Source organism: Paenibacillus sedimenti (genome assembly GCF_014534655.1).
Classification (GTDB): Bacteria; Bacillota; Bacilli; order Paenibacillales; family NBRC-103111; genus Paenibacillus_E; species Paenibacillus_E sedimenti.
On the sequence record NZ_JACVVD010000001.1, the window covers coordinates 40,035 to 63,402 of the forward strand.

The 23,368-nt window shown below is 45.1% G+C and carries 15 protein-coding genes; 14 read left to right on the forward strand and 1 reads right to left on the reverse strand.

Annotation, left to right across the window (positions count from 1 at the left end; translation table 11 throughout):
- Positions 1 to 80: 80 nt before the first annotated feature.
- A complete protein-coding gene (locus tag ICC18_RS00130; protein ID WP_188172364.1) occupies positions 81 to 1,580 on the reverse strand; it encodes an alpha-L-fucosidase in 1,500 nt (499 codons plus the stop codon).
- A gap of 126 nt (positions 1,581 to 1,706) precedes the next feature.
- On the opposite strand from ICC18_RS00130, the gene ICC18_RS00135 reads away from it, so the two are divergent.
- The 14 genes from ICC18_RS00135 to ICC18_RS00200 all read left to right on the forward strand — a co-directional run bounded on the left by ICC18_RS00135 (position 1,707) and on the right by ICC18_RS00200 (position 23,357).
- The gene (locus ICC18_RS00135) at positions 1,707 to 2,552 is read left to right on the forward strand and encodes an AraC family transcriptional regulator (RefSeq protein WP_188172365.1); all 846 of its coding nucleotides are present in this window, start codon (positions 1,707 to 1,709) and stop codon (positions 2,550 to 2,552) included.
- A 329-nt stretch (positions 2,553 to 2,881) separates the two neighbouring features.
- Entirely contained in the window at positions 2,882 to 3,844 is a 963-nt protein-coding gene (locus ICC18_RS00140; protein WP_188172366.1) for an ABC transporter permease, read from the forward strand.
- An 11-nt stretch (positions 3,845 to 3,855) separates the two neighbouring features.
- Positions 3,856 to 4,755, forward strand: a complete 900-nt coding sequence (locus tag ICC18_RS00145) for a carbohydrate ABC transporter permease (RefSeq protein ID WP_188172367.1) — start codon at positions 3,856 to 3,858, stop codon at positions 4,753 to 4,755.
- Positions 4,756 to 4,818: 63 nt separating this feature from the next.
- Positions 4,819 to 6,522 carry an ABC transporter substrate-binding protein gene (locus ICC18_RS00150; RefSeq protein ID WP_188172368.1) on the forward strand — a complete coding sequence of 568 codons (1,704 nt, stop codon included), beginning with the start codon at positions 4,819 to 4,821 and terminating at the stop codon, positions 6,520 to 6,522.
- Between the two features lie 314 nt (positions 6,523 to 6,836).
- Positions 6,837 to 7,541 carry an MBL fold metallo-hydrolase gene (locus ICC18_RS00155; RefSeq protein ID WP_188172369.1) on the forward strand — a complete coding sequence of 235 codons (705 nt, stop codon included), beginning with the start codon at positions 6,837 to 6,839 and terminating at the stop codon, positions 7,539 to 7,541.
- An 829-nt stretch (positions 7,542 to 8,370) separates the two neighbouring features.
- Positions 8,371 to 9,870, forward strand: a complete 1,500-nt coding sequence (locus ICC18_RS00160; RefSeq protein ID WP_188172370.1) for a helix-turn-helix domain-containing protein — start codon at positions 8,371 to 8,373, stop codon at positions 9,868 to 9,870.
- Positions 9,867 to 11,480 (forward strand): extracellular solute-binding protein, encoded by a 1,614-nt coding sequence (locus tag ICC18_RS00165; protein WP_188172371.1) that lies wholly within the window; start codon positions 9,867 to 9,869, stop codon positions 11,478 to 11,480. The genes ICC18_RS00160 and ICC18_RS00165 overlap by 4 nt, the downstream gene beginning before the upstream one ends.
- Positions 11,481 to 12,290: 810 nt before the next feature.
- Complete coding sequence (locus ICC18_RS00170; RefSeq protein WP_188172372.1) at positions 12,291 to 14,156, forward strand: polysaccharide deacetylase family protein; 1,866 nt, start codon at positions 12,291 to 12,293, stop codon at positions 14,154 to 14,156.
- A 278-nt stretch (positions 14,157 to 14,434) separates the two neighbouring features.
- A complete protein-coding gene (locus ICC18_RS00175; RefSeq protein WP_188172373.1) occupies positions 14,435 to 17,578 on the forward strand; it encodes a discoidin domain-containing protein in 3,144 nt (1,047 codons plus the stop codon).
- A 207-nt stretch (positions 17,579 to 17,785) separates the two neighbouring features.
- Positions 17,786 to 19,141, forward strand: coding sequence for an ABC transporter substrate-binding protein (locus tag ICC18_RS00180; protein ID WP_188172374.1), 1,356 nt, complete (start codon positions 17,786 to 17,788; stop codon positions 19,139 to 19,141).
- Positions 19,142 to 19,224: 83 nt separating this feature from the next.
- On the forward strand, positions 19,225 to 20,178 hold the full coding sequence (locus ICC18_RS00185) for a carbohydrate ABC transporter permease (protein ID WP_188172375.1): 954 nt from the start codon (positions 19,225 to 19,227) through the stop codon (positions 20,176 to 20,178).
- The gene (locus ICC18_RS00190; RefSeq protein ID WP_188172376.1) at positions 20,175 to 21,005 is read left to right on the forward strand and encodes a carbohydrate ABC transporter permease; all 831 of its coding nucleotides are present in this window, start codon (positions 20,175 to 20,177) and stop codon (positions 21,003 to 21,005) included. Before ICC18_RS00185 ends, ICC18_RS00190 begins: the two co-directional genes overlap by 4 nt.
- A 27-nt stretch (positions 21,006 to 21,032) precedes the next feature.
- Entirely contained in the window at positions 21,033 to 23,117 is a 2,085-nt protein-coding gene (locus tag ICC18_RS00195; protein ID WP_188172377.1) for a methyl-accepting chemotaxis protein, read from the forward strand.
- Positions 23,118 to 23,207: 90 nt separating this feature from the next.
- The gene (locus ICC18_RS00200; RefSeq protein WP_223192281.1) at positions 23,208 to 23,357 is read left to right on the forward strand and encodes a Spo0E family sporulation regulatory protein-aspartic acid phosphatase; all 150 of its coding nucleotides are present in this window, start codon (positions 23,208 to 23,210) and stop codon (positions 23,355 to 23,357) included.
- The last annotated feature ends 11 nt before the right edge of the window (positions 23,358 to 23,368 follow it).

Here is a 23,368-nt window from a genome sequence, read left to right on the forward strand (position 1 = left end):
CGGAGCGGTTTATTTTTCCTGGAGTGAGGGTTGCCCTCTTTTGTCATTAACGGGTAGCCTCTTATCCGATTGTCGAACACTTACGGCTTAAGTTCGATTGCCAGGCAGTTGACGTACGGCGTCGGCTGCCGGTCCGGCAGCGAAACGATGAGCGCTCCGTACGGCTGTTCGAACGGTACTTCGCCCACGCCAAGCAGCCGGACGGATTCCACTTTGTCTGTCTGAGTCAATGTACGTATGACGGCACGTTGATCTTCCGGCCACCGCATCTGGAATGCGTAAAGAGTATTTCCCTTTTGTGTGAAACGGAAGTCGCCGGAGTTCCATTCAACCTTGTCTTCCTTGAAATGATCAATGACGACGCGGGAATGGCCTTCGCCCGAAACGCGGAATGGCCGAGTGCCGTACACGCCTTCCCCGCAAATGCGGATCCATTTGGCCATTTCCTGCAGGATATACGTGCACTCGTCATCAATCGTACCGTCCGGCTTCTGCGGAATATTGAGGAGCAGATTGCCGTTTTTGGCAATGATATCGACCAGGATTTCGATAACGTGCCCTGGTTTCTTATAGACAGTTTTCACATTATAGAACCAATCCCCGACACACGTATCGGTCTGCCACGGGTCAGGCTTGATGTCCGGCTCCTGGCTGCGCTCAATGTCGAGGATGCCGATGCGGTAAATGTCCTGTCTGCGGTCTTTCTGGTTATAGATTGCGCGATTCACACCGCCGCTTGCCGCAGCGCTCGTATTGTACAGATGCGCGACCGCATTCAGTCCGGCTGCGAACGACGGGTCCTCGAAGGAGACGTCCGTTTTATCCCAGGAGCTGGCGAACGGCAGCCCGCCGTCGGAGTACAGCAGATCCGGCTGGTACAGATCGATGACTTCCTTGATGATGTCGAACCAGCGCTGATGCCACCAAGGGTTGGATGTATACCAGGGATCCTTCGGATCCCACTGCTGTTTGTCCGGGTGATAATGCTCGCGGTTCGGCAAATACAAATCCTCGTACTCGGGATCGTTTCCGTCATAAGGGATGCCCGTGTAAGGGCCTTCCTTATCTTGTCCTTTATTGAATTGAAACCAGCTGAACGTCGCTCCCAGATGCTCGGTCAGCCCGAAGGGCAGTCCCCGGCGGGAAGCGGCGGCTTTCCACAGTGCAACGATATCTTTCTTCGGCCCCATGTTGACCGAATTAAAGCGGTGGATTTTTGAATCGTAGTTGAAGAAGTTGTCGTGGTGCATCGCCTGTGCGACGAAATATTTGGCACCGGCAGCCACATACAGGTCCATCAGCGATTCCGGATCGAATTTCTCCGCTTTCCACAGCTGAACGATATCTTTGTAGCCGAATTTTGACGGATGTCCGTAATGGCGGATATGGTACCGGTATTGCTCGGAACCTTCGTAATACATGTTCCGGGCATACCAATCCCCGTACATTGGCACCGATTGTGCGCCCCAGTGCGACCATATGCCGAGCTTAGCATCCCGGAACCATTCCGGGCACTCGAATTTCCTTAGCGATTCAAATGTGGGTTCGAAAGGACCCTTGGCGATGTGCGCCTTAACCATGCGGACCAGACCTCCTATTTTTTTGCTACAGCCTTATCCTAGCAGTATTGTGGTATACTCATGAATATAGAATCCTAACTTCCTGTTGTATAAAACTATCTATCTTACCATATTCGGTGATTACCCATGGACAACGCCCAACAACAACTGATCCGGCTTTATCTCGATAACCTTCAGGTTCACGTAACCGCAATGGGACATAACCAGGTTTGGTCCGACTGGCGGGACCTCGATTACACACCGGACTATAATAAATTTTATTTGATTTGCGACGGCGAAGGATGGTTGAAAATCGGCGATACGGAGTATATGCCTAAACCAGGACAATGGTTCCTGATGCCGCAAGGAGTGAAGCAATCTTACTCTTATACGGACGGCCCGCGCTTTACGAAATATTGGTGCCATTTTACGGCAAAGGTTGGGGAAAACAATCTGTTCAATTTGTTGAAAGTCCCCGTATTTCTCGAACCGGGGGCCGGCGGCGAACCGCACTGTCTTTTTCGCGAACTGCTTGCCTGCGAATCCGGTACGTCCCTATCCGCTCCCCTGCTGATAAAAGCGGCCATGCTGAAGTTGATTGCGTATTATGTCGAGCATGCTGCGGCTGGCAGGGCCGGCGTCGAACCCGCTGCAGTGTCCGAGCCGCTTCAAGCCGTCATCGAGCACATTCATCTTAACTACTATCGAAACTTAACGATCGACGAACTGGCGGAACGCGCCCACCTGCATCCCAATTATTTTATCCGCGTGTTCAAAAGGCAATTTGGCACATCTCCGATCCAATACGTGAACAGAAAAAGGATAGAAGAAGCGAAGTGGCTGTTGACCTCGACAAACCTCCTGCTGGCGGAAATCGGCGCCAAAGTTGGCATTCCCGACATCTCCTATCTATCCAAATTATTCAAATCATCGACAGGCTTATCTCCGACTGCGTATCGATTGACTTATTATCGGTCTAATTCGACAATATGAACGAAAATATGGAGGGGGCAAAAGCCCTTTCTTTTTTTTCTATGGAAAAATGAAGCTTGGCCGTAGATCCTAATATTTTTAACTGTCAATTTTGCAATTCCATGGTGTTGATTGCTGTCCATGAGAGAACCCCCTTTATTATTCTGAAGATGATTATCTCATCCTGATTAACCGGGTTGAAGGGTCCGGTGCAGGTATGTCCTTCTTTCATTTTCACGTTATGAGAGCGCTAATTTTTATATGATTTTAAGATGAATTTATCGGGTGTTAGATGGGAAGTCGTTTCGATTATGATAGACACATGAGAGAAATGAAATAGGAGGGCACAAATGGAATCGCTTACAACAGGGATCATTCGACCAGCGGAGGGGAAAAAGCGCAAGCATCGCTTTTGGTATACCATGCTTCAGCAGCGCTACTTATATTTTATGTCAGTCCCGTTCGTCATTTGGCTCATCACTTTCAACTATGTACCTTTATGGGGATGGCTGATTGCTTTTCAAAATTACAAGCCGGGGAAATCGATTCTGGATCAAAAATGGGTCGGTCTCCGAACTTTCATAGAATTATTTTCAGATGAAAGATTTTATCATGTACTTCGCAACACGATGGCCATGAGCGTGATGGGGCTGATCGTCGGATTTACCGTTCCTATTATATTTGCATTGCTGCTCAATGAACTTCGGGGAGGATTGTTCAAAAGATCGATTCAGACGATCTCGTACTTGCCTCACTTCGTTTCATGGGTTGTTGTAGCCGGACTGATTACGAAGATGTTATCCGTGGATGGTGGAGCAGTCAACCAACTGCTTATGTCATTGCATCTTATCGATAAACCGATTCAGTTTATGGCGAAAGGCGAATGGTTTTGGGGAATTGTCACGGTATCCGATATGTGGAAAGAGACAGGGTGGAACTCCATTATTTTTTTAGCGGCTATGGCTGGAATCGACCCGGAGCAATACGAAGCCGCAACCGTGGATGGGGCTGGAAGGTTTCGACGCATGTGGAATATTACTTTACCAGGCATTCGTCCTACTTTCATGGTGCTGTTCATCTTGTCCATCGGGAACCTGATCAGCATCGGGTTCGAGAAACAATTTCTGCTAGGCAACCCTCTAGTTTCGGATTACTCGGAAGTTCTGGATTTATACGCCTTAAACTATGGTATCGGGTTATCCCGCTATTCATACGGAACGGCAATCGGGATTTTCAATTCGGTAATCAGTATCATTCTTGTCTTTACAGCTAACGGCATTTACAAACGAGTAACGAAAGAAACGATCATTTAGGAGTGAGTTCGATGCAAGGCTTGGTACAAAAGAATATTTCCGACCGGATATTCGATACCTTATTATATCTGATCATGATGATCGTTTTGATCGTAACGCTTTATCCTTTCCTGAATGTGTTGGCCATTTCGTTAAACGATTCTATGGACACCGTCAAGGGAGGGTTGACGATTTGGCCGAGACAATTTACGTTGAAAAACTACGAAACTATATTTCAATTTGAAGGTTTGGTGATCGGCTTCCGCAACTCTGTTATCCGAACTGTGGTAGGCGCGATCATCGGAGTATTGACAGCCTCCATGATGGCTTATACATTAAGCCGGCGTGAATTTCAGGCGAGACGATTGTTTTCCGTGCTTTTCGCACTGACCTTATACTTCTCTGGCGGTTTGATTCCCGGGTATTTGCTGATTCGAAGTCTTGGCTTGATAGGTACATTTTGGGTATACATCATTCCGAGCATTCTGGGCGTATTTAACGTATTCGTCATCCGCTCCTATATTGACGGACTTCCGATTGCACTTCAAGAATCGGCTAAAATGGACGGAGCCAATGATTATACGATCTTCTGGAGGATTATCCTGCCGCTTTGCCAGCCGGTTTTGGCGACCATTGCCCTGTTTGTCGCAGTCGGACATTGGAATTCTTGGTTCGATACGTACCTGTACAATGCATCGAAACCGCAAAATACGACACTTCAATATGAGCTGATTAAGGTGCTTCAATCGACTCAGTCGGCTACCGATTATAGAAGTATCAACAGCAACAGTCAACAATCGATTGCCGCCGTATCTCCGGATTCGATCAAGATGGCGATTACCATGGTCGTAACCATGCCGATTTTGCTCGTATACCCTTTCTTACAGAAATATTTCGTTAAAGGCATAACGCTCGGCGCTGTCAAGAGTTAATTAGGTATTTGCAGGGAACCTGTTTATATATCATTAAATGAAAATAAAGGGAGGCAACAAAAGATGAAAGGGAAAGTTGCAAAAATATCCAGCGTACTGATTGTAAGCACTTTATTGGCGATAACTGGCTGCACCAATTCGTCGCAAACAAAACCGACAACAAGTGATGTACCAACGGCTAAAGCTGATTCTAAAGCTGATCTTACTCCCATGATAGTAAGATTGGCAACAGGAGGACCCTTCGATCCGAACTGGGACGATATGCAGAGCGACGTAGGTAAAGCCATCAAGGAAAAAACCGGGATTACACTCAAAAAGGAGTTTTCTGTAGAGGGCGGCGACCCGCAAAAATATTTCGCGCTCATGATTGCGAGCAATGATTATCCGGATTTAGTTATCGGTGGCGCAGGCAAGCTGGTTGATGCGGGAGCGCTAGTCGATCTGGCGCCGCTGATTGATAAATACGGCCCGAATATCAAAAAAGTGTACGGCGATTACATGAAGCGCCTTCGCTGGAGCAATTCCGACCATGCGATCTACACACTTCCGTTTCCCGGTGTAAACCATACGCATTTCGACGCTGGCAGCGGCTTCAAACTTCAGCATCAAGTGTTGAAAGAGCTTGGCTATCCGCAAATCAAAACCGTGAAGGACTATGAGGCAGCCATTAAAGCATACAAGGAAAAGCATCCGACTACTGCGGACGGAAAACCGACTATTGGAATGTCTCTCAACGCAGGCGAGTGGCAAATATTAATTTCCACAACAAATCCAGCTTTTCTTACTACTGGAGCTCCGGATGATGGAGAATTCTACATCGATCCAAAAACGTATGAAGCAAAGCTGCATTACCTTCGTCCAGAAGAGAAGGAATACTTCCGTTGGTTGAATCACATGAACGACATCGGCTTGCTGGATCCTGAAAGCTTTGTACAAAAATACGACCAATATAAAGCGAAAATTGCTACAGGTCGCGTTCTGGGCATTATCGATCAAAAATGGGACTATCAGGAAGCGGAAAATTCGCTTAAAAAAGAAGGGAAGTTCGATCAGACTTACGCGCATTTTCCAGTTACTTTGAATGATACTTATAAAGACCACAGTTACCAAGACACAGGTTATTTGGCAGGTCCAGGTGTAAGTATTACGAAGAGCGCGAAGGACCCAGTCCGTCTCATCAAGTTCCTGGATTACTTGGCTTCGGATGAAGGTCAGGTTCTGATTAACTGGGGGATAGAAGGTGTTCACTATAAAGTGGAGAATGGCAAACGTGTCATTCCGGCCGACGTTCTCGAGAAGAAAACTAACGACGCCAATAACTTTAAGAAATCAACGGGAATAGGCAACTACGTTCAACTCTCTGCCAATTACGGCGATGGCGTGAAGGATCCAAGCGGCAACTATTACACAGCCAACTTCCCCGAACAAGTACAGGCTCAGTACAGCAAAGCTGATAAAGAAACGCTCGCGGCTTACAAAGTTTCAACTTATTTAGATTTGTTCCCGAAAAAAGAAGAGTTCCCTGTTAAGCCTTGGGGTGCAGTTTGGACAATGAGTACCGAAACTGGCTCTGAAGCGAACGTCATATTCCAAAAAACGCAGGACATCATGAAGAAAAGAGTTCCGGAAGCTATTCTTGCAAAGCCGGACCAGTTCGATGCGATCTGGGATGCTTTCATGAAGGATCTGGATAAAGCGGGTGTCCAGAAATTAAATCAAACCTATACGCAAATGGTTAAAGACAGAATCAAGCTTTGGAACGAATAAAGATAAAGCAGGAAAGAGCCTATTTATATGGGCTCTTTCCTGTTTTCTTTCGAATTAATATTCGTTATTAGGATCGGGAGTGCTCTATTATGGGGAATGAGTCACATTTGAGGTTCGCAGCAAGTTGCGGGGGCCGGGATAAATCTGACGTTATATCACGTCTTACTGCACTATCGTCCCCCGCAATGATCTAGTTTTTCTATATGATAAGGTTCACCTTGTTTGATGTGGTACAGCAACGAACAGATAAAAGGGTTATTCCGATGTCAGGAGAATAATAATAATAACCTAGAGGAAGGGACTGAGCCAATCGAATGGAACTGTATGCTGTTAAAGTAGGCGAATCTTTGTTCCACTCAAGAAATATATACCGTGACATGAATAATTCAGAAGAAATAGTCAAGATATCGTGGTCTTATTATATTGCCAAGCATAATGATAAAACGATTTTCATTGATACAGGTTTTCGCGATGAGACTGTTGCAAATCAATGGGGTATTACTTTTACAGGCGTTGAAACCGAGTTAAGGAACATAATTGACAACTTAAACTTCGTTGATACGGTAATTATTACTCACAGTCATTTTGATCACATTGATAATCTTGACTTGTTTGATACACCTGAAATCATTATCTCTAAACTCGACTATGACATCGCACTAGAAAAATGCTCGCAATCCATTAAAGAAAAACTACTCCAGTGCAATGTTGTGACCGTAGAAAATGAATATATTTACGATAACTTATTCAGATTCAAAGTTATAGGCGGTCATAGCAATGGTTCATCTGTTGTATATTTTAAATTGGATAATAACGACTATGTGATAACTGGAGATGAATGTTATTGGTGCGATAATATGATAAGTAATCGACCAATTGGAATTTATACGAGTACAGAAAATAACGAGAGGTTTATTAACGAAGCTCATCAAAATGGATTGATCCCACTCCCATTCCATGATTTGAAAATATTTGATCAAAACTCAGTAATTTCGAAAAATATAGTCAGAATCCTTTAAATTCATCACGAATTATAAAGTTTATCGTCGCAATCACAAATTGTAAACGCTTTAGAATCGTTTTGTGTAAGAATTATTCCGGATTGGGTGAATTTAAATGAACAAAACCTGGTTTCGTCGAATGGTTTGGTCCTATCTTCCAATCTTTATAATTATTTTCACGGTTATATTTTTTGTTTTTTTTCAAACATTAATTGAACACAACAAGAAGAATGCGGTGGAAGCTAATAAAATTTTTGCCGGACAATTGATGCAGTCGATCGATATTTCCCTTAAAACTATAGATCAATCGATCATTAATGAAATTTTAAAAAATAAGTTGATCCTACAATTTTTTGAAGAAATTGACGATCATAACGTCTATCTAAACTACCAAGTGGCTAAAAGATTACAAGAGCTAAAGCAGGAAATGCCGTTGATTGATTCCATTTATTTGGTTCGTCTTCATGACCGATTCATATATAGCAGCAATGTCTTCCATCAAGTGGAGGAATTCGGAGATCATGTATTTGTTCAGGAACTCGAACGGAATTCGCATCTATCACAGTGGACAAATTTAAGGCAATATAGGGAATTTTCCGATCAAGACTATAAAAATGTAATTAGCTTGGTTCGTGAAGCTCCCATAAGTGATGGGACAAAAGGGTTCCTGGTTGTGAATATCAGTACCGCTACGTTTCAAGCTAAAATGAATGGAATGTATAACGTTAAGAATACGTTCGTATCCCTAAAGGACCGTAATGGAAATGTTCTTCTTACCAATCAGGATCTTTCATCCGGAAATGAGAAGCCGCTTTCCAGCGTGATCTCCGAATATACCGGATGGAAAATGGAAAGCGGTTTAAATAATGGGATGCTTGTGGGGATTGTTTCAACTTTTTCGAGCATTTGGTTTGGACTCGGTGTTCTGGTTTTCATTTCAGGCATTGTTTCGATTGTTTATGTGACCAGAAAAAATTATAAACCTTTAACGGAGATCATTTCTCGAATTGATGCTTACGTGTTCAAACAAAGGGATTCGTTAAAAAGTATTGAATCGGATGAATTTACATTTATTCATTCCGCCATCGATAACTTTATCGAAAAATCCGAGTTATTTGAGAAACAATTTGAAGAAATCGCTCACCTCAAAAGAAAAAATATCTTCAACGAATTAATCACAGGCAAATGTAAGAGCGTTCCCGATGAAGATGATATCGGAATGAATCTGCCGGCTCATTGCAACAGACAACAGGTTATGATTATTGAGATCGATTATTATAGAGAATCGTTTTCTCTATACCAGGAGCATGACCAGTATTTATTTAAATTTGTGATCAGCAGTGTGGTTAATGAAATCATGAACAATCATTCTTTCGCCATTAGATCGGAATGGACTTCAAATCATCAATTAACCGGAATCGTATTCTTGCCGGATCCGATTTCCGATATGACTCCGACTTGTGAAAAAATAATTGAGTGGGTCAAACATAATTTAAACTTTACCGTCACGATCGGAATAGGGGGGCCAGTAGAGAGTCTTTTGCATATTTCACATTCGAATAATCAAGCTTATTTATCATTGAAATACAAGCCGGTTTTAGGAAATAACCGAATCATTCTATATGGAAAAACACCAAATCAATCAAACAAGGAATCTCATAAATCAATACGTTTAATCCACGACGCGGTCGATTCTTACCGGTTAATGGCGGATGATTGGGAAGATAAATTCGCGGCTATTTTCAATGAAATAAGGCTCTACTTTAAAACGAAGGACGAAATTATCGACCTTTTGAATTATTACATGTATAACCTGGATCTGCAAATGTCGCAAGCGTCAAAAGAATACCTTGAAATATGGAAAAATGAAGTCTTGCCCCACTTGCATGAAAGTGTGAAATACTTCGAAACCACAGAACAAATCCAGCATCGGTTGTTCCTTGCTTTACATACTTTCTCTAATCGAATTGTAGCATTACGGCAGGAGCGAAATTATCACCAGTTATTGAAAGAAGTCAGAAAATATATTGAAGAGCATTTTTATAATCCGGAGTTATCACTTGATTATTTGAGCGAAAGATTTCAAGTAAATGCAAAATATCTAAGCCAATTGTTCAAAGAACAATTTGGAGAAAACTTTTTGGATTTTTTGACGATGGTGCGGGTGGAACATGCAAAACATATGTTATCGAACACCAAAAGCTCCATTCAAGAGATAGGAGACAAAGTAGGTTATACGAATGCGGTTACTTTTCGCCGTGTTTTCAAAAGAATTGAAGGAATTTCGCCGGTCGACTTTCGCAATCTAAAACCAAAACGAATAACATCAGGAGGTGTTCCTGATTGAGAAAATTGCTTATGATGCTGACTTTGTTTTTTGTCGCTGCAAGTTTGTTGCCGGCATGCCGATCTCAAAAGGATTTGATAACCGGGCTAACTGATCAACCCGTTAAATTGTCAGTGTTTGTTTCCCCTCCACCGGATATTAAGGATGTAACCACAAATGTGTTTACGAAGCATTTGGAAAAGACTTTGCATATTAAATTTGAATTTGAAGTAGTGCCGGAATCGATCATGAACGAACGGAAAAAAATTGTAATGGCTAGCGGAGATTATCCGGCTGTTTTTCTAAGCGGCAATTTTACGCAGGATGAACAGTTAAAGTATGGCCGGCAAGGCAAGTTGATACCTTTAAACAATCTGATCGAAAAATATGGCAGTGAGATCAAAAAAGCCTTTCAAAAAACCCCCGAACTGAAGAAAGCAATTACCGCTCCGGATGGAAATATTTATGCGCTTCCTTCCGTCAACGAGTGTCTTCATTGTTGGTATGCGCAAAAACTTTGGATCAATCAAGAGTGGCTGAAAAAATTACATTTGCAGGTACCGACAACGACAGAGGAATTTTATCAGGTATTAAAGGCTTTTAAAACTATGGATCCGAACGGCAACGGAAAACAGGACGAAATCCCTTTGATCGGTGCTTATGACGGGTGGTACACGAAAATAACCGGATTTCTTATGAGTGCTTTCATTTACGACAATGAACAAGATTACTTTTACATGCAGAATGGGAAAATAAAACTGGCGGCTGCGCAGCCTGAATGGAAGAAGGGCCTGGAATATATAAACAGGCTTTACAGTGAAGGTTTGATCGATCCCGCAAGCTTTACCCAAACTACGGACGCTTTGTGGCATTTGGCAAATCGGCCCGAGACCCATATGATTGGAAGCGCTACCGTGGGACATATCGGCAAGGCCTTCAGCATAAAACCGGGAGAAACAAGACATAAAGAATATGTTACCGTGCCTCCGCTTACAGGACCTTCCGGATTTCAAGCGGCCGGCTATTTTAATTCTGTGGGTAACGGACAATTTGCGATAACCGATAAAGCGACGGAAACCGAACAAGCGGCGGCGATGAAACTGGCTGATTATCTGTATTCGGAAGAGGCGGCTGTTTTCAACGAGTGGGGACCCGAAGGTTTGTGGTGGAGAAAGGGAAAGACGGGAGAAATCGATGAGCACGGAAGACAAGCCAAATATTTTTTAAAGCCGGAGTTTTGGGAACACCGAACACAAAATGTAAGCTGGAGCCAAATGGGCATTCTCTATCGGAATAGAGACCTTCGCGAATCTTGGGCCGTTCCTGACAATCCATATGATGATAATGGATACGAGCACCGTTTATATATGGAAACGCTTAAAAACTACAAGGGTAAAGAACCCAAAGAACGGTTCCCTTTGAATATGTTTATGGAATCGAACGATGCAATCGAAGCGGCACAGTTAAGGGCACAAATAAATGATTATATTGAATCCAACACGGTGCAGTTCATAACGGGCAGCAAAAAAATGGACAGCGACTGGGACGCTTATTTGAAAGGCTTTGAAGGATTGAAATTAAACAGGTATCTGGAAATTTATCAAAAATCGTACGATACGTATTATAAATAGCGTTGCAGTAACTTCCTAGATTAACCACGGTCAAATACGTAGGTCGCGCCTGTTTCATCGATCAACTTATCCATTTGGGTGCGATCCAGCGGTTTAGCTGAGGTAAGGACTGCTTTTTCAAGATAAATGGTTTCAGGTTCAACTGAAGGTTACCCGCAAATGTAGTTTGACTCCGGCCTTTGTTTTCCGGTACGTAGCTCACCTGATGGAGGTGATTCCAAGTTCTTCTTGAAAGGCTGCATCCGCTTAGTTTTCAGAGACAATGTCGCGTAAACCCTTATATTGATTAAGCTGAGCATCCATGAAAGAGATGATTTTGGCAAAAGCGAGTTCATAACAAGAAACGAAAACTGAACACTCGACGAGAAAAAGTTAGTAAAGACCCGCAGGTTGTCAACTTCTGCGGGTCTTTTACTCATGTTTAGTATCGGTGCGTCAGAGTTTTACCAGAGCTTTGTGATTGAAAATACCCTGAAAATTATCGTTAAATAATCATTGGAGAATTGCCGGGGGGTGTGTCTCCGAAGATTTCGAATATTTATCGAAAGATATCGAATTCAATATTTCCGGGTTGTTCATTATAATACGAAATGAATCCGGTACACCAAGGAGGTGCAGGAATCGTATCGGGGGCTTACTGAACCAAAATAAAAAAAGGATGGTGAAAATATGAATTAGCGCAATGTGTAAGCGCATACAAAACTGAGAAAGATCAAAATGTTGACGGACAAGAAATTCAAACCGCCATTAATAACGCAATATCCTGGAATCACTCGGGCCGAAACCGCACAACGAAAGGAATGACATCAAATGAAAAGAATTTTTTCAATAATCATCGCATTCTTCATTCTTTTATCTCAAATACCGAATGTGTCTCAGACTGCATCAGCAGCACCATCAGCCCCATATGTTGTGAATTACAGTGGTAATAATAATCTATCTGCAAGTAGTGATTCCACCGTTGTACCTGGAAGCACCGGTGTCGCTTCCCAGAAATTTGTCTTTTCAGGAAGTGGCTGGAACGGGGCTTATTACACGGATTGGAGCGCACATGACGTATCTGCTTACAATACTTTAGACTTTTGGGTAAAAGGAGGAGCTGGAGCTGTAGCTCTTTCCATGAATGTTAGCGATGGGACTAATAGTTATACAGCAAACATACAAACTCCTTCTGATGCATCCTGGAAGCACGTCTCCATTGATTTCTCTGCTATGACCGGGGTTGATTTTACTAAGTGGAAAACAATTACATTTACCTGTAATACGAGTACTGTTAATACGACGTTCTATATTAATAACGTTCAGTTCTCATACGTAGATCACTACACTGGACCACAAATAACAGTCGTGCCCTGGAATGGAGCGCAATCAGCAATATCTCTTACCTTTGATGATGGTGTTGATTCGCAGCTTGATTATGCGGTCCCGGCTTTAGATGCAAAAGGTATGAAGGCTACGTTTTTTATAACGGAAACTGCAATAACGGGTAGCCGAAAAGAGGATTGGAAAAAGCTCCCCTTGGCTGGCCATGAAATTGGAAACCATTCCAAACATCACTATGAACCAAGTGACAATCCAACCCAACCCTATCAAAGGACTTATGACGATACTTTAGGCTATGATGAAACTGTCGCAGCTCAAACAGAGATTGCACAAGCGATGGGCACACCAGTTGTAACTTATGCCTATCCTTACACGAATAATGATCCATATCTCGTCAAATACCTGAAAGATACGCACCTTTCAGCAAGAGGGGGTTGGGGTAACGGAACTTACTATATGAAACCATCAGACACCCCCGATTGGATGAATATCTCTTCCCAGTTTACATGGGAAGAGGGAAGCTTCAATACGGACTACAAGAGTTGGGTAGATAATGCAATAAGCCAAGGTGCCTGGACAGTAATTACGGCACATGATGTTGGTGGTGCTGCTACTTCCTTGCCACTGGATCAGATGAATTTATTGATTAACTATTTGGATACCAAACGATCCAGCATCTGGATCGCTCCTTACGGGGCGGTAAGCGGCTACTGGAGAGCGCAGAAAACAATCGAAAACCTTACACCAAATGCGACTTCAACTGGAACGAGTTATACTTGGAACGTTCCAGCCTACTTCCCCAACAATATCAATCTAAAGGTGAAGCTAAAGAACGGGGATGGTTATCAGGTTGTACAAAATGGTCAAGTCATTCAACCTGATGCAGGCGGCAATTATACGATCTCCTTTGGTGCCAAGTCGCTTGAATTGAAGCGTAAGCCATATGCTGTAAATTATAGCAATTCTAATAATCTAACAGCAAGTACTGACGCTACGGTTGTACCCGGAAATACAGGTGTCGCTTCTCAGAAGTTTGTCTATGCAGGAAGCGGCTGGAACGGGGCTTTTTATTCGAATGATTGGGCCGCACATGACGTATCTGCTTACAATACGTTAGACTTTTGGGTGAAAGGAGGGGCCGGAGGCGTCACGCTTACCATGTATGTTGGCGATGGGACGAATGGTTATACCATAAACATACAAACGCCTTCCGATGGATCCTGGAAACATGTTTCTTTGAATTTAGCCACGATGACCGGGGTAGATTTTACAAAGTGGCAAATAGTTAGGTTTACCAGTGTTACCAATCCAGCTACGTTCTACATTAATAATGTCCAGTTCTCTCGCACATAGATCCAGGGAACAACTGACTATAAACTGTCAATAAACTCAATTCCCCTCCAAATCATTATCGTTTGGAGGGGGATGTGCTTGTTATCATCGCATAGAACCCGTCACCAAGAACTGAAACTGGGTGAGTACCCGAAGATTTCGAATATTTATCGAAAGATATCGAATTCAATATTTCCGGGTTGTTCATTATAATATGAAATGAATCCGATACACCAAAGAGGTGCAGGAATCGTATCGGGGGTTAACGGAACCTACAATAAAAATCGGATGGTGAAAAAATGAAACATCGCGCCAAGTTATTACTAGCAGCAGCACTACTGAGTTCTCAGCTCGGCGGGCTCAATCTTCAACCTGCAGAAGCAGCAACGGTTCACGACGTGTTTGTAAGCGCATACACAACGGCGAATGATCAAAATGTCGACGGCCCAGGAATTCAAAACGCCATTAATGCCGCAATATCCTGGAAAAATTCAAATCCGGCTGATCAAGTCAGAGTCATATTTGAAGCGGGAACCTATATTCTTGACCAGAATAAACGGAACCTTGATGTCATAAACAGCCGTGACTTGACGATCATGGGGCAAGTCGGGCCGGACGGCAAACCGGCCACGCTGATTCAAAGCAATTTTAACAATGCGGTAGGTTTCTATGTGAGCGGCGGCGCCAACCTGTCCATTATGAATTTTGCCTGGGAAATGAAGCCCAATTGGTATACCATTGCCAAGGTTACTTACAAGGATGCATCCACAGTGAAAGTCAAGGTGCAGCCGAATACGGTTGTCGATACAACGTCCGTGATGAGCGCGATCGAAGATGACCCGAATGCCATTGAAATGATGCTTTATGATAAGGACCGGGAGTACGCCAGCTTCGGTTATTCAACCGGCTATGCACACGGCTGGGAGGATCAGTCCACGTTTTGGGGTACAACGCGAAGCGAAATCTTGACGGCTTCGTCAGGCAAGTCTTGGCAGCTGGTCAGCGGCACAACCGATGAAATGCAAATGTCTGATACGAAGATCCCTACGGAAGTGGAGGTCGGCGACCTGATTTTTTGGGAACAACAGAGACCGTCCGAAGGCTATCCTTTCAACGTTGGGGACATCGATACTATTCTGATCGATAACCAGTACGCGTATAATTTTGGCAACTTCTATATTCATAATGTTAACAATCCGACTTTGAAACGAATCGATCTGGCTCCCAAGTTCGAGAGAGGCTGGAACGGACTTAATTTGGGGGATGTCTATGGTACGCCTTGGTTTGTAAATGTCTCCGGTGCTATTATGGTCGATCAATTCAAGGGCAGCTCCGGGCGTGACGACTTCATGAACAGTACCATTAAAGGGAAAAAGGTTCTGGCCAACCCTGCGGCGAATCAGGTTGTTATCAGTTCTTACAGCGACTACTACAGCGATTTTAACAAGCTTCGCGCCGGAGATACGATCGAGTTTTATAAAGACACAGCGGATGCGTTTACAGATTTGACGATGACGCTTGCGCAAACGCCGGTTCGTTACACGAGCGATTTGGATAATGACGGGACCAATGATTGGCTTGTGACCTTTACCTCCAATATCCCGTCAGGCTTTAATCCAACGGCAACATTGTTCGCTTTCGCTTCCAAGTATGCCCATAGCTCTGAAACGTATCGTAATACCGAGAATAACGGCATTAAGAGCAACGAATGGCTTATTCACAATGGAACGGTTGTGGACAACAGCGTGACCGCCCAGCATTTGCAGCCACGAAGTGATGTGGAATGGTACGAAGGAAAGTTCCCGGACAATATCGAAATCGTCGATTCCCGATTCTACAATGCCGGGTTTATTCAAACGGGTCTCAATGCAACCTTATCCAGTACGGACAGACCTTTCAGCAATATCCGAATCCATGACAATGCTTTCTTGCCCATTAATGATCCAACGACCTGGAACAACTACAGAACGAATGTGTCCCTCGATCATACGAACAACGGGCAGCTTTGGAACAACCGTTTCGCCGATGCCAATGATAAAATCGTGGATCTCACGAATAACAACACGAATACATCGGAAACCGGAAGCAGCATCATGGGGAAGGGCACGACGGAATATGCTTCTAACGGTAACTTTGAGAACGGATTGACAGGGTGGACGGTCGCCAAAGGCAGCGGAATTGGCATCGAAAACGATGGCGGCAGCAACCGCTTGATGATTCCGGGAGGAAATACGTATAGCTTGGTACGTAAAGAGCTGACAGGTTTGAAACCCGATACGTACTACTATTTCAGTGGAGATGCCAGGTTAAATAATCCCAATAACTCGACCAATAAGCTGTTTGTCACCCTTCTGGACGCCCGTAAGGTAGCCGAGCCGACAACCCATAGCATATCCTCGACTTACAGCAAGGTAAGTGCGGCGTTTAAGACGGGTTCGGATAGCAGCAATTGGTGCGATTATACCGCATCGGTAGACTTCAAGAGATTAACTGGCGGCGAAACCGCTTTGCTGGCCCGGATGGTATCGGCCACCCAATACTATCAACTGGTTGCAAAAGCCGGAACTGTAGAGATTAACGCAAACAATAACGGAGCATGGACTACTGTTGCTGCCGCGAATTACACGTTTAACAATAATCAATGGTACAATTTAAAGTTTGAGTTGAACGGCAGCTCTCTGAAAGGTTATGTCAACGGCGTATTAGTCCTTCAAGGTACGGATACCACGTTCAGCCAAGGCGCCGTTGCCTTGAAAAATTATAACTCTACGGCAGAATTTGATAATGTCATTACCCTTCCGATGGAGAACACCTCCAAAGTATTAATGGCGGAAGACTTCGAAGAGGGAACTGTTGGCGGTTGGGTTAATGCTGGCGACACTTGGGCGCTTGGGGACGATGGCAGCAAGATTTATAAGAATACCAACAGCACAGGGGAAGCCATCACCAAATTCAATAATACGACGGCCATCATCAAGGTTTGGAGACGCGACGGTACGGATAAGGCGTATCTGGATAACGTATCGGTTAAGGAATTGATCGGCGTTGAGAGCAACCTGGCTGATTATAGATCGGCTACAAGCGACAGCAATCCGACAGGCTTTGAGGCATCAAAAGCCATCGACGGAACAACTGCAACCGCTTGGAAAGCGGCAGATAGCACGGCCGGGCATTGGCTGACCGCTGATCTTGGCAATGAATACCTGATTACAGGAGCAACTGCGAAATGGTTCAGCGCAAGTTCAGTGTATAAATATCAGATTGAGGTATCACTTGATGGAACAAACTGGAGGAAGGTCGTAGATAAGAGTGGCAACACAGTGGCCGAATCCGAGTCCAAACTCATGTTTGATTCGGAGAAACGGGCCCGATATGTCCGCATCACGTTCACCAATGGCTCTGCTGTGCCAGGCATTAACGAATTTGCTGTTTGGGGAATCTGATGTCAAAAACGCCGAGAAAACCCGTTGCTGCGGGGTTCTCGGCGTTTTTCTTCAGGTACGGCGAATTGATACATGATCTGAAGATTTCGAAGGACGATCGAAAGATATTGAATTCAAGGAGCAGGACCGTATCGGTATACTTGAATCATAGACGGAATGAATGCTGGCCGCATTGATTCCAGTCTTCACTACAAGGGGGTAATGAATGTGAGAAAGTTGAAGAAGGCATCAAGTTTGGCATTTGCGGGCATGATGGCGCTGAGTTTGCTTGCGGGATGCGCCAATGGGAGTTCTTCCAAACCGGAAGCAAGTGCCGACAGTTCCGCAGCGAAGGCGACTGCCAGCAATTCTGCCGGAGCAAGCAAAGCTGAGAAGAAGCCGGAGGATTACAAAGGCGAAATCACGGTGTGGACTTGGTGGAAGCCTTATTTTGACGAGTCCATTGCGGACTTCAATAAAACCTATCCGAACGTCAAGGTCAACCTGACCGTCATGGGCTGGGGAGACTACGTCACCAAGTTTGAGACGGCCAAAGCATCCGGGGGAGCGCTGCCGGATGTAGCAATGGCGGAGTCGTACTGGTGGGGCAGATTCCTGTCTTACAAAAATACATTTGTCGATTTATCGACGCTGGGCTTTAAGAAAACCGACATCGCCGACGCGGCTTCGAACGCGGTCGTGGATGCGGACGGCAAATTGGTTGCGATCCCGCAAGGTCTGGGGCTGGGAGCAATCTGGTACCGGAAAGATCTGGCGAAGGAAGTATTCGGTACGGACGACGCCGCAGCGATTGCCGGCAAATATTCCTCGATGCAAGATTTCATCTTAAATGCCGGCAAGGAAGTTAAGGAAAAGAGCGGCGGCAAATTGACCGCGTTTACGAATGCGACCGACGTCATGGAAGGCTTGCTTGCTTCTCAGGTGGCGGCCGGCAAGAGCTATATCGACGGCGATACGCTTAAAGTAAAAGAAAACATGACCTCCGCATACGAAACACTGGGCAAGGCGCTGAAAGAAGGATACATCGCCAAAGTGAACGGGCCGGCAATGGACGCTGCTTGGGCTTCGGGCAAAGTCGTCTTCTTCCCGTCGGCGGGTTGGAGAGAAGGGACGATTCCGGCAAACGATAAGGATGGCAAAGGCCGTTGGGGTGTGTTCGCTCCTCCGGGCGGAGAATATTTCCGCGGCGGCACGGCTGAGCTGATTGTGGACAAAGGCGACCCTAACAAGGCTGAACTTGCCGCGCTGTTCATCAAGCATCGCTTGTTCTCGGAAGCCGGGATGAAAGTAAACAACAAGTTTGGAAACCTTACCGCAGTCAAGGATGTTCAACAAAAGAAATTGACGAACGGTGTTAATGATTATTTCGGTCTTGACATTACTGCTTATTTCTACGACGTCATCAAACAAATGAAGCCGGTGAAATACGGCAAACATGACAGTGTGATCGAAGATCAATTGAAAGCTGTTGCACTGGACATGGAAAAATCCGGATTAGAGCCGGCGACGGCTGTTGAGAAGGCTATTACAGCGATCAAGTCCAAAGACGATTCGATCAAATAAATAAAGCAAGCGAACTTTATGCCAGGGGCTGGGATTCCAGCCCCTGCATGAAGATCGGATAAAGAGAGATTGGAGTGGAAAAGATGCATACGCAAAAGATAGCGGCCCGCCGGAAGCTGATGCTGATCAAAAACACCGAGAATTACGGATACTTTTTTATTGCGCCCTATTTGCTGCTTCTGGTCGTCTTTTCTTTGGCGCCGACGCTGTTCACCCTTTGGATCAGCTTCACGAAGTGGAATTATTTTAACGATATGACATGGGTTGGTCTGGATAATTATATTCAGGTTCTGAAGGGCAAGATGTTCTATAAATCCCTGTTGAATACGCTGCGGATTATTCTGTTGGCTTTGCCTGCCTGCATTATTACGGCTCTGGGCATCGCCTATATGCTGGAAGTTCAATTCAAGAAGTTTGCGAAGACATTTAAAGCGATTTCTTTCCTGCCTTACGTAACGACTCCGGTGGCGGTAGGCGTCCTATTCGGACTGCTATTCGACTACCAGACCGGGTTTATCAATATCTTCTTGCAGAAGCTGGGTTTGGCCAAAGAGCCTATTTATTGGATGGCCAATCCGAATTATGTCGTGCTGATCGTCGCATTAATTGTTTTTTGGAAAAATCTTGGCTACTTCATGCTGCTTTACTTCGCGGGCTTAAAATCCGTTCCGACGGAAATGTATGAGGCAGCCGATATCGATGGAGCGAATACGTGGCATAAGTTCAGGTACGTGGCTTTGCCTATCATAAAACCGATTACGGTATTTATTGTCATCACCTCGATCATTTGGGGATTGCAAATATTCGATGAGCCTTCTTTGCTCGTCGTAGGCACCGACAACAATTTGAGCATTGCAAGTACACTGGGGGGGCCGGAGAAAAGTGTATACACCCTCGTTAGTTATGTTTACGAAGAAGGCTTCATTTTATTCAGAACAGGTACGGCTTCTGCTGTCGCGTACTTGATGACTATTGTTATTATCGTGTTGTCTTGGGTTGGTTTCAAAGCGTTGAATCGGGAGGGGACAGGCAGATGAATTCCGGCAGTAAAACACTTTTCGCGGTGGGAACTTTGTTCTATACGATTATCGTTGTATTGACCGTGATCTCGTTGGCTCCCTTCTATGCCATGGTCGTTATGGGAACCTACGACAGCTTTCAGCTGTTTCGTTTTAACGGTCTACCGTCCGACTATATCTTGCATAACTTCGTAACGATCTCGAAAACGGAGTTCCCGACTTTCATGAAGAACAGCGTAGTGATGTCGATGTCCAGCGTCATCTTTTCCCTGCTGACCTCGGCTCTATGCGGCTACGGCTTCGCGAAGTTCCGATTCAAAGGGAACAAGCTGCTCTACAATATTGTATTGTTCACCATGATGGTCCCCTCTCAACTGAGTATCGTCGCTTACGTATACGAAATGAAGCTCTTCCACTTGAACGATACGCTCATTCCTTCTATCTTGCCCTATGTATTTGCAGGATTCGGAGTGTTTTGGATGACGCAATATATCAAGGATATCGTTCCGACGGAGGTACTGGAGAGCGCCAGAATCGATTCGGCCGGCGAATTCCGGATCTTTTTCCGTATCGTGGCCCCCATGATCACGCCAGCGTTGATTACGCTAGGGCTGCTCAATTTCGTCTGGTCCTGGAATTCCTTCTTCGTTCCATTGGTTACGATCAACGACAGCCGGATGTTTACGGTGCCGCTTGGCATTAACTCGTTCAATTCCTTATATTATCAGGACAACGGCGCCAAAATACTCGCGCTCTCGATCGCTACATTGCCCGTGGTGCTGCTGTATTTGATCTTCTCCAACCGGCTGCAGAGCGGGTTGACGGCAGGTGCAGTAAAAGCGTAAATATGGCAGGAGGCGATGGATTAGAGGATGGATAACCTAATAAAAAAGGTTCAGAGACCATTGTTTAAACTAGTGAATTCAGGTTTACTTGGACGAATGCGGATCCGAAAGAAGCTGTTTATTTCATTATTCAGTCTCTGCCTGATTCCTCTGACTACGGTGGGTTATTTGTCATACAGTCAATCCAGCGAGGCGATTCAATCCCAGATCAGCACCTACTCGGTTCAGGTGATGGATCAAGCCAGCTCTAATATGGCGATTCAGTTGGATCATTTGAACAGTTATGCAACGGAAATCGCTTTCTCAGACGATGTACAGACGATATTGGGGAAGAGAAGCAAAGGCGACCGTGCTTACTTAGGCTCGGAATATGACGCTCGGCTGCTCGAGCTGATCAATGCCAAGTATTCGAACCTGACCGATTTCGTGACGGATGCCGAGCTTCTCGGGCCCGACAAGCAAATGATCAAGCCGGAGGGGAGCCAGCTTTGGGAGGAGAAAGAAGTCGCCGGCTTGGTTTCTAGCGCTTCGGAGAAAAAAGGAAATACGACCTGGAGCGCGGGACATTTGGGTTCCCAAGGCGTATTTAACGATCCCAATCTTGTGCTAAGCAAGGCCGTTATGACCAAGGGCGATTCGAAGCAAATCGGAACGATTCTCGTGGCGGTGAAGGAAGCTTATTTTCGCAGTTGGCTCTCCAAAATCGATTTGGGCAAAGGCTCGGATATCTTTATTGTGAATGCTGAGGGTAATATTCTGTCCGGTAATAAGGATACCCTCAAATTCAACGAACGTTATCCCGGCACATTAATCGAAGAAGTCGGCAAGCAGAAAACGCAGGCTTTTCAGTGGGAAAGGGACGACGGCAAGAGATATTTGGCCGCATTTTCCCAAGTCAAGGGAACCGATTGGTTGATGATCACTACCATTCCGTATTCGTACCTGAACGAGGCTGCGAACCGGCTAAGCTTGCTTATTATCATCCTTATTACCGTATGCGGGTTGCTCGCATTTGCGATTTCCCTTGCTATCACAAAGAATATTACAGTTCCTATTAACCGCTTGATCGCGTCCATGCTCCTCGCGAAGGAGGGCGATCTTACGGCTGAAGTCAAGATCAGGAACCACGACGAATTGGGCGATATGGCCCAAATGTATAATGGAATGCTCAAGTCCATTAGACAGCTCGTTTTTCGAGTGGCTGAGCATACGGGGGAGGTGGCCGTGCACGCCCGAAATTTAGCGAATGGCTCCAGGGTGCTTCATGAGTCCTCTGCCCAGAATTCGACGGCGATCATGCATATTGCCGAGGGTACTTCAGGGCAAGCTGAAGAAGCATCGCTCAGTGTGGTTAGGATGCAGGACTTGTCCGATTGCATCAATCGCGTTGTGACTGACATGGAGCTGATATCCGCACAGGTGGACGATACCCGGACAAAAAGCCTCGAATCGTCTGCCGTAATGGCGCTCCTAAACGAAAAGGGAATAGAAACCATACAAATGTCTGAGGTTATTATAGAGAATGTCAAGAGTCTTAATACGGAAATTCATCAAATCGAGAAAGTGACCAAGTTGATTGCCAGTATCTCCGGGCAAACCCATATTCTTGCATTGAACGCTTCGATTGAAGCGGCAAGGGCCGGCGCGGCGGGGAAAAGCTTCGCGGTCGTGGCGAATGAAGTGAAGGCATTAGCCGATCAGACCCAAAATCTATCGAAGCTAATCGTTGAAGCGATCCAGACCATTCAGGGCGCAGCTCGGATTACGTTGTCTTCAACGGATGCTTCGCGCGAAAAGATCCATGAGCAAATGAATGCCATTCAGAAGACGGATCTCGTATTGCAAGGAGTTCTCCAATCATTGGATGAGATTTCGAAGCTGAAGAGCAACACCGTCAGAGCCGCAGAAAGCATGCTGGTCATGAGAGACGAAACCTTCAGCAGCATTGCGAAAATTTCGGCGATATCCCAGGAAGCTGCGGCTTTCGTTGAGCAAGTCGGTGCGGGATCGGATGAGCAGAAGGCGAGCGCGGAGGAGTTCTCGCGGTTGTCTAACGGTCTGCACGGTATGGCTCAGGAACTGAGTAAAGAAATATCGGTATTTAAGGTATAGCATGAGATAGCACCGCGCAATTTCAAAATATGGGTGAATGGATGTGTGTGTATGGATTGCGGGCAGCGGAAAGATGCCTTGTTACAACAGATGGAGTCGGTTCGAAAGGAACTTCATTGCCTTAGCAAATCGTCCGCTTACAATCTCCTGCATCCGGATGTGTTGGCGAAATCAGCGGAGTTGGATTGTTATATCGTATATTTCCAAAAGAAAATGGTCAGGGCAGAAAAAACTCTATGATATAATAGTGC

Excerpts from the sequence above, each read along its gene's own strand:
- ICC18_RS00200 (WP_223192281.1), top strand. The coding sequence starts at position 23,208 with ATGGAGTCGGTTCGAAAGGAACTTCATTGCCTTAGCAAATCGTCCGCT.
- ICC18_RS00170 (WP_188172372.1), top strand. The coding sequence starts at position 12,291 with ATGAAAAGAATTTTTTCAATAATCATCGCATTCTTCATTCTTTTATCT.
- ICC18_RS00160 (WP_188172370.1), top strand. The coding sequence starts at position 8,371 with ATGGAAAGCGGTTTAAATAATGGGATGCTTGTGGGGATTGTTTCAACT.
- ICC18_RS00145 (WP_188172367.1), top strand. The coding sequence starts at position 3,856 with ATGCAAGGCTTGGTACAAAAGAATATTTCCGACCGGATATTCGATACC.
- ICC18_RS00140 (WP_188172366.1), top strand. The coding sequence starts at position 2,882 with ATGGAATCGCTTACAACAGGGATCATTCGACCAGCGGAGGGGAAAAAG.
- ICC18_RS00130 (WP_188172364.1), bottom strand. The coding sequence starts at position 1,580 with ATGGTTAAGGCGCACATCGCCAAGGGTCCTTTCGAACCCACATTTGAA.
- ICC18_RS00175 (WP_188172373.1), top strand. The coding sequence starts at position 14,435 with ATGAAACATCGCGCCAAGTTATTACTAGCAGCAGCACTACTGAGTTCT.
- ICC18_RS00135 (WP_188172365.1), top strand. The coding sequence starts at position 1,707 with ATGGACAACGCCCAACAACAACTGATCCGGCTTTATCTCGATAACCTT.
- ICC18_RS00190 (WP_188172376.1), top strand. The coding sequence starts at position 20,175 with ATGAATTCCGGCAGTAAAACACTTTTCGCGGTGGGAACTTTGTTCTAT.
- ICC18_RS00155 (WP_188172369.1), top strand. The coding sequence starts at position 6,837 with ATGGAACTGTATGCTGTTAAAGTAGGCGAATCTTTGTTCCACTCAAGA.
- ICC18_RS00185 (WP_188172375.1), top strand. The coding sequence starts at position 19,225 with ATGCATACGCAAAAGATAGCGGCCCGCCGGAAGCTGATGCTGATCAAA.
- ICC18_RS00150 (WP_188172368.1), top strand. The coding sequence starts at position 4,819 with ATGAAAGGGAAAGTTGCAAAAATATCCAGCGTACTGATTGTAAGCACT.
- ICC18_RS00195 (WP_188172377.1), top strand. The coding sequence starts at position 21,033 with ATGGATAACCTAATAAAAAAGGTTCAGAGACCATTGTTTAAACTAGTG.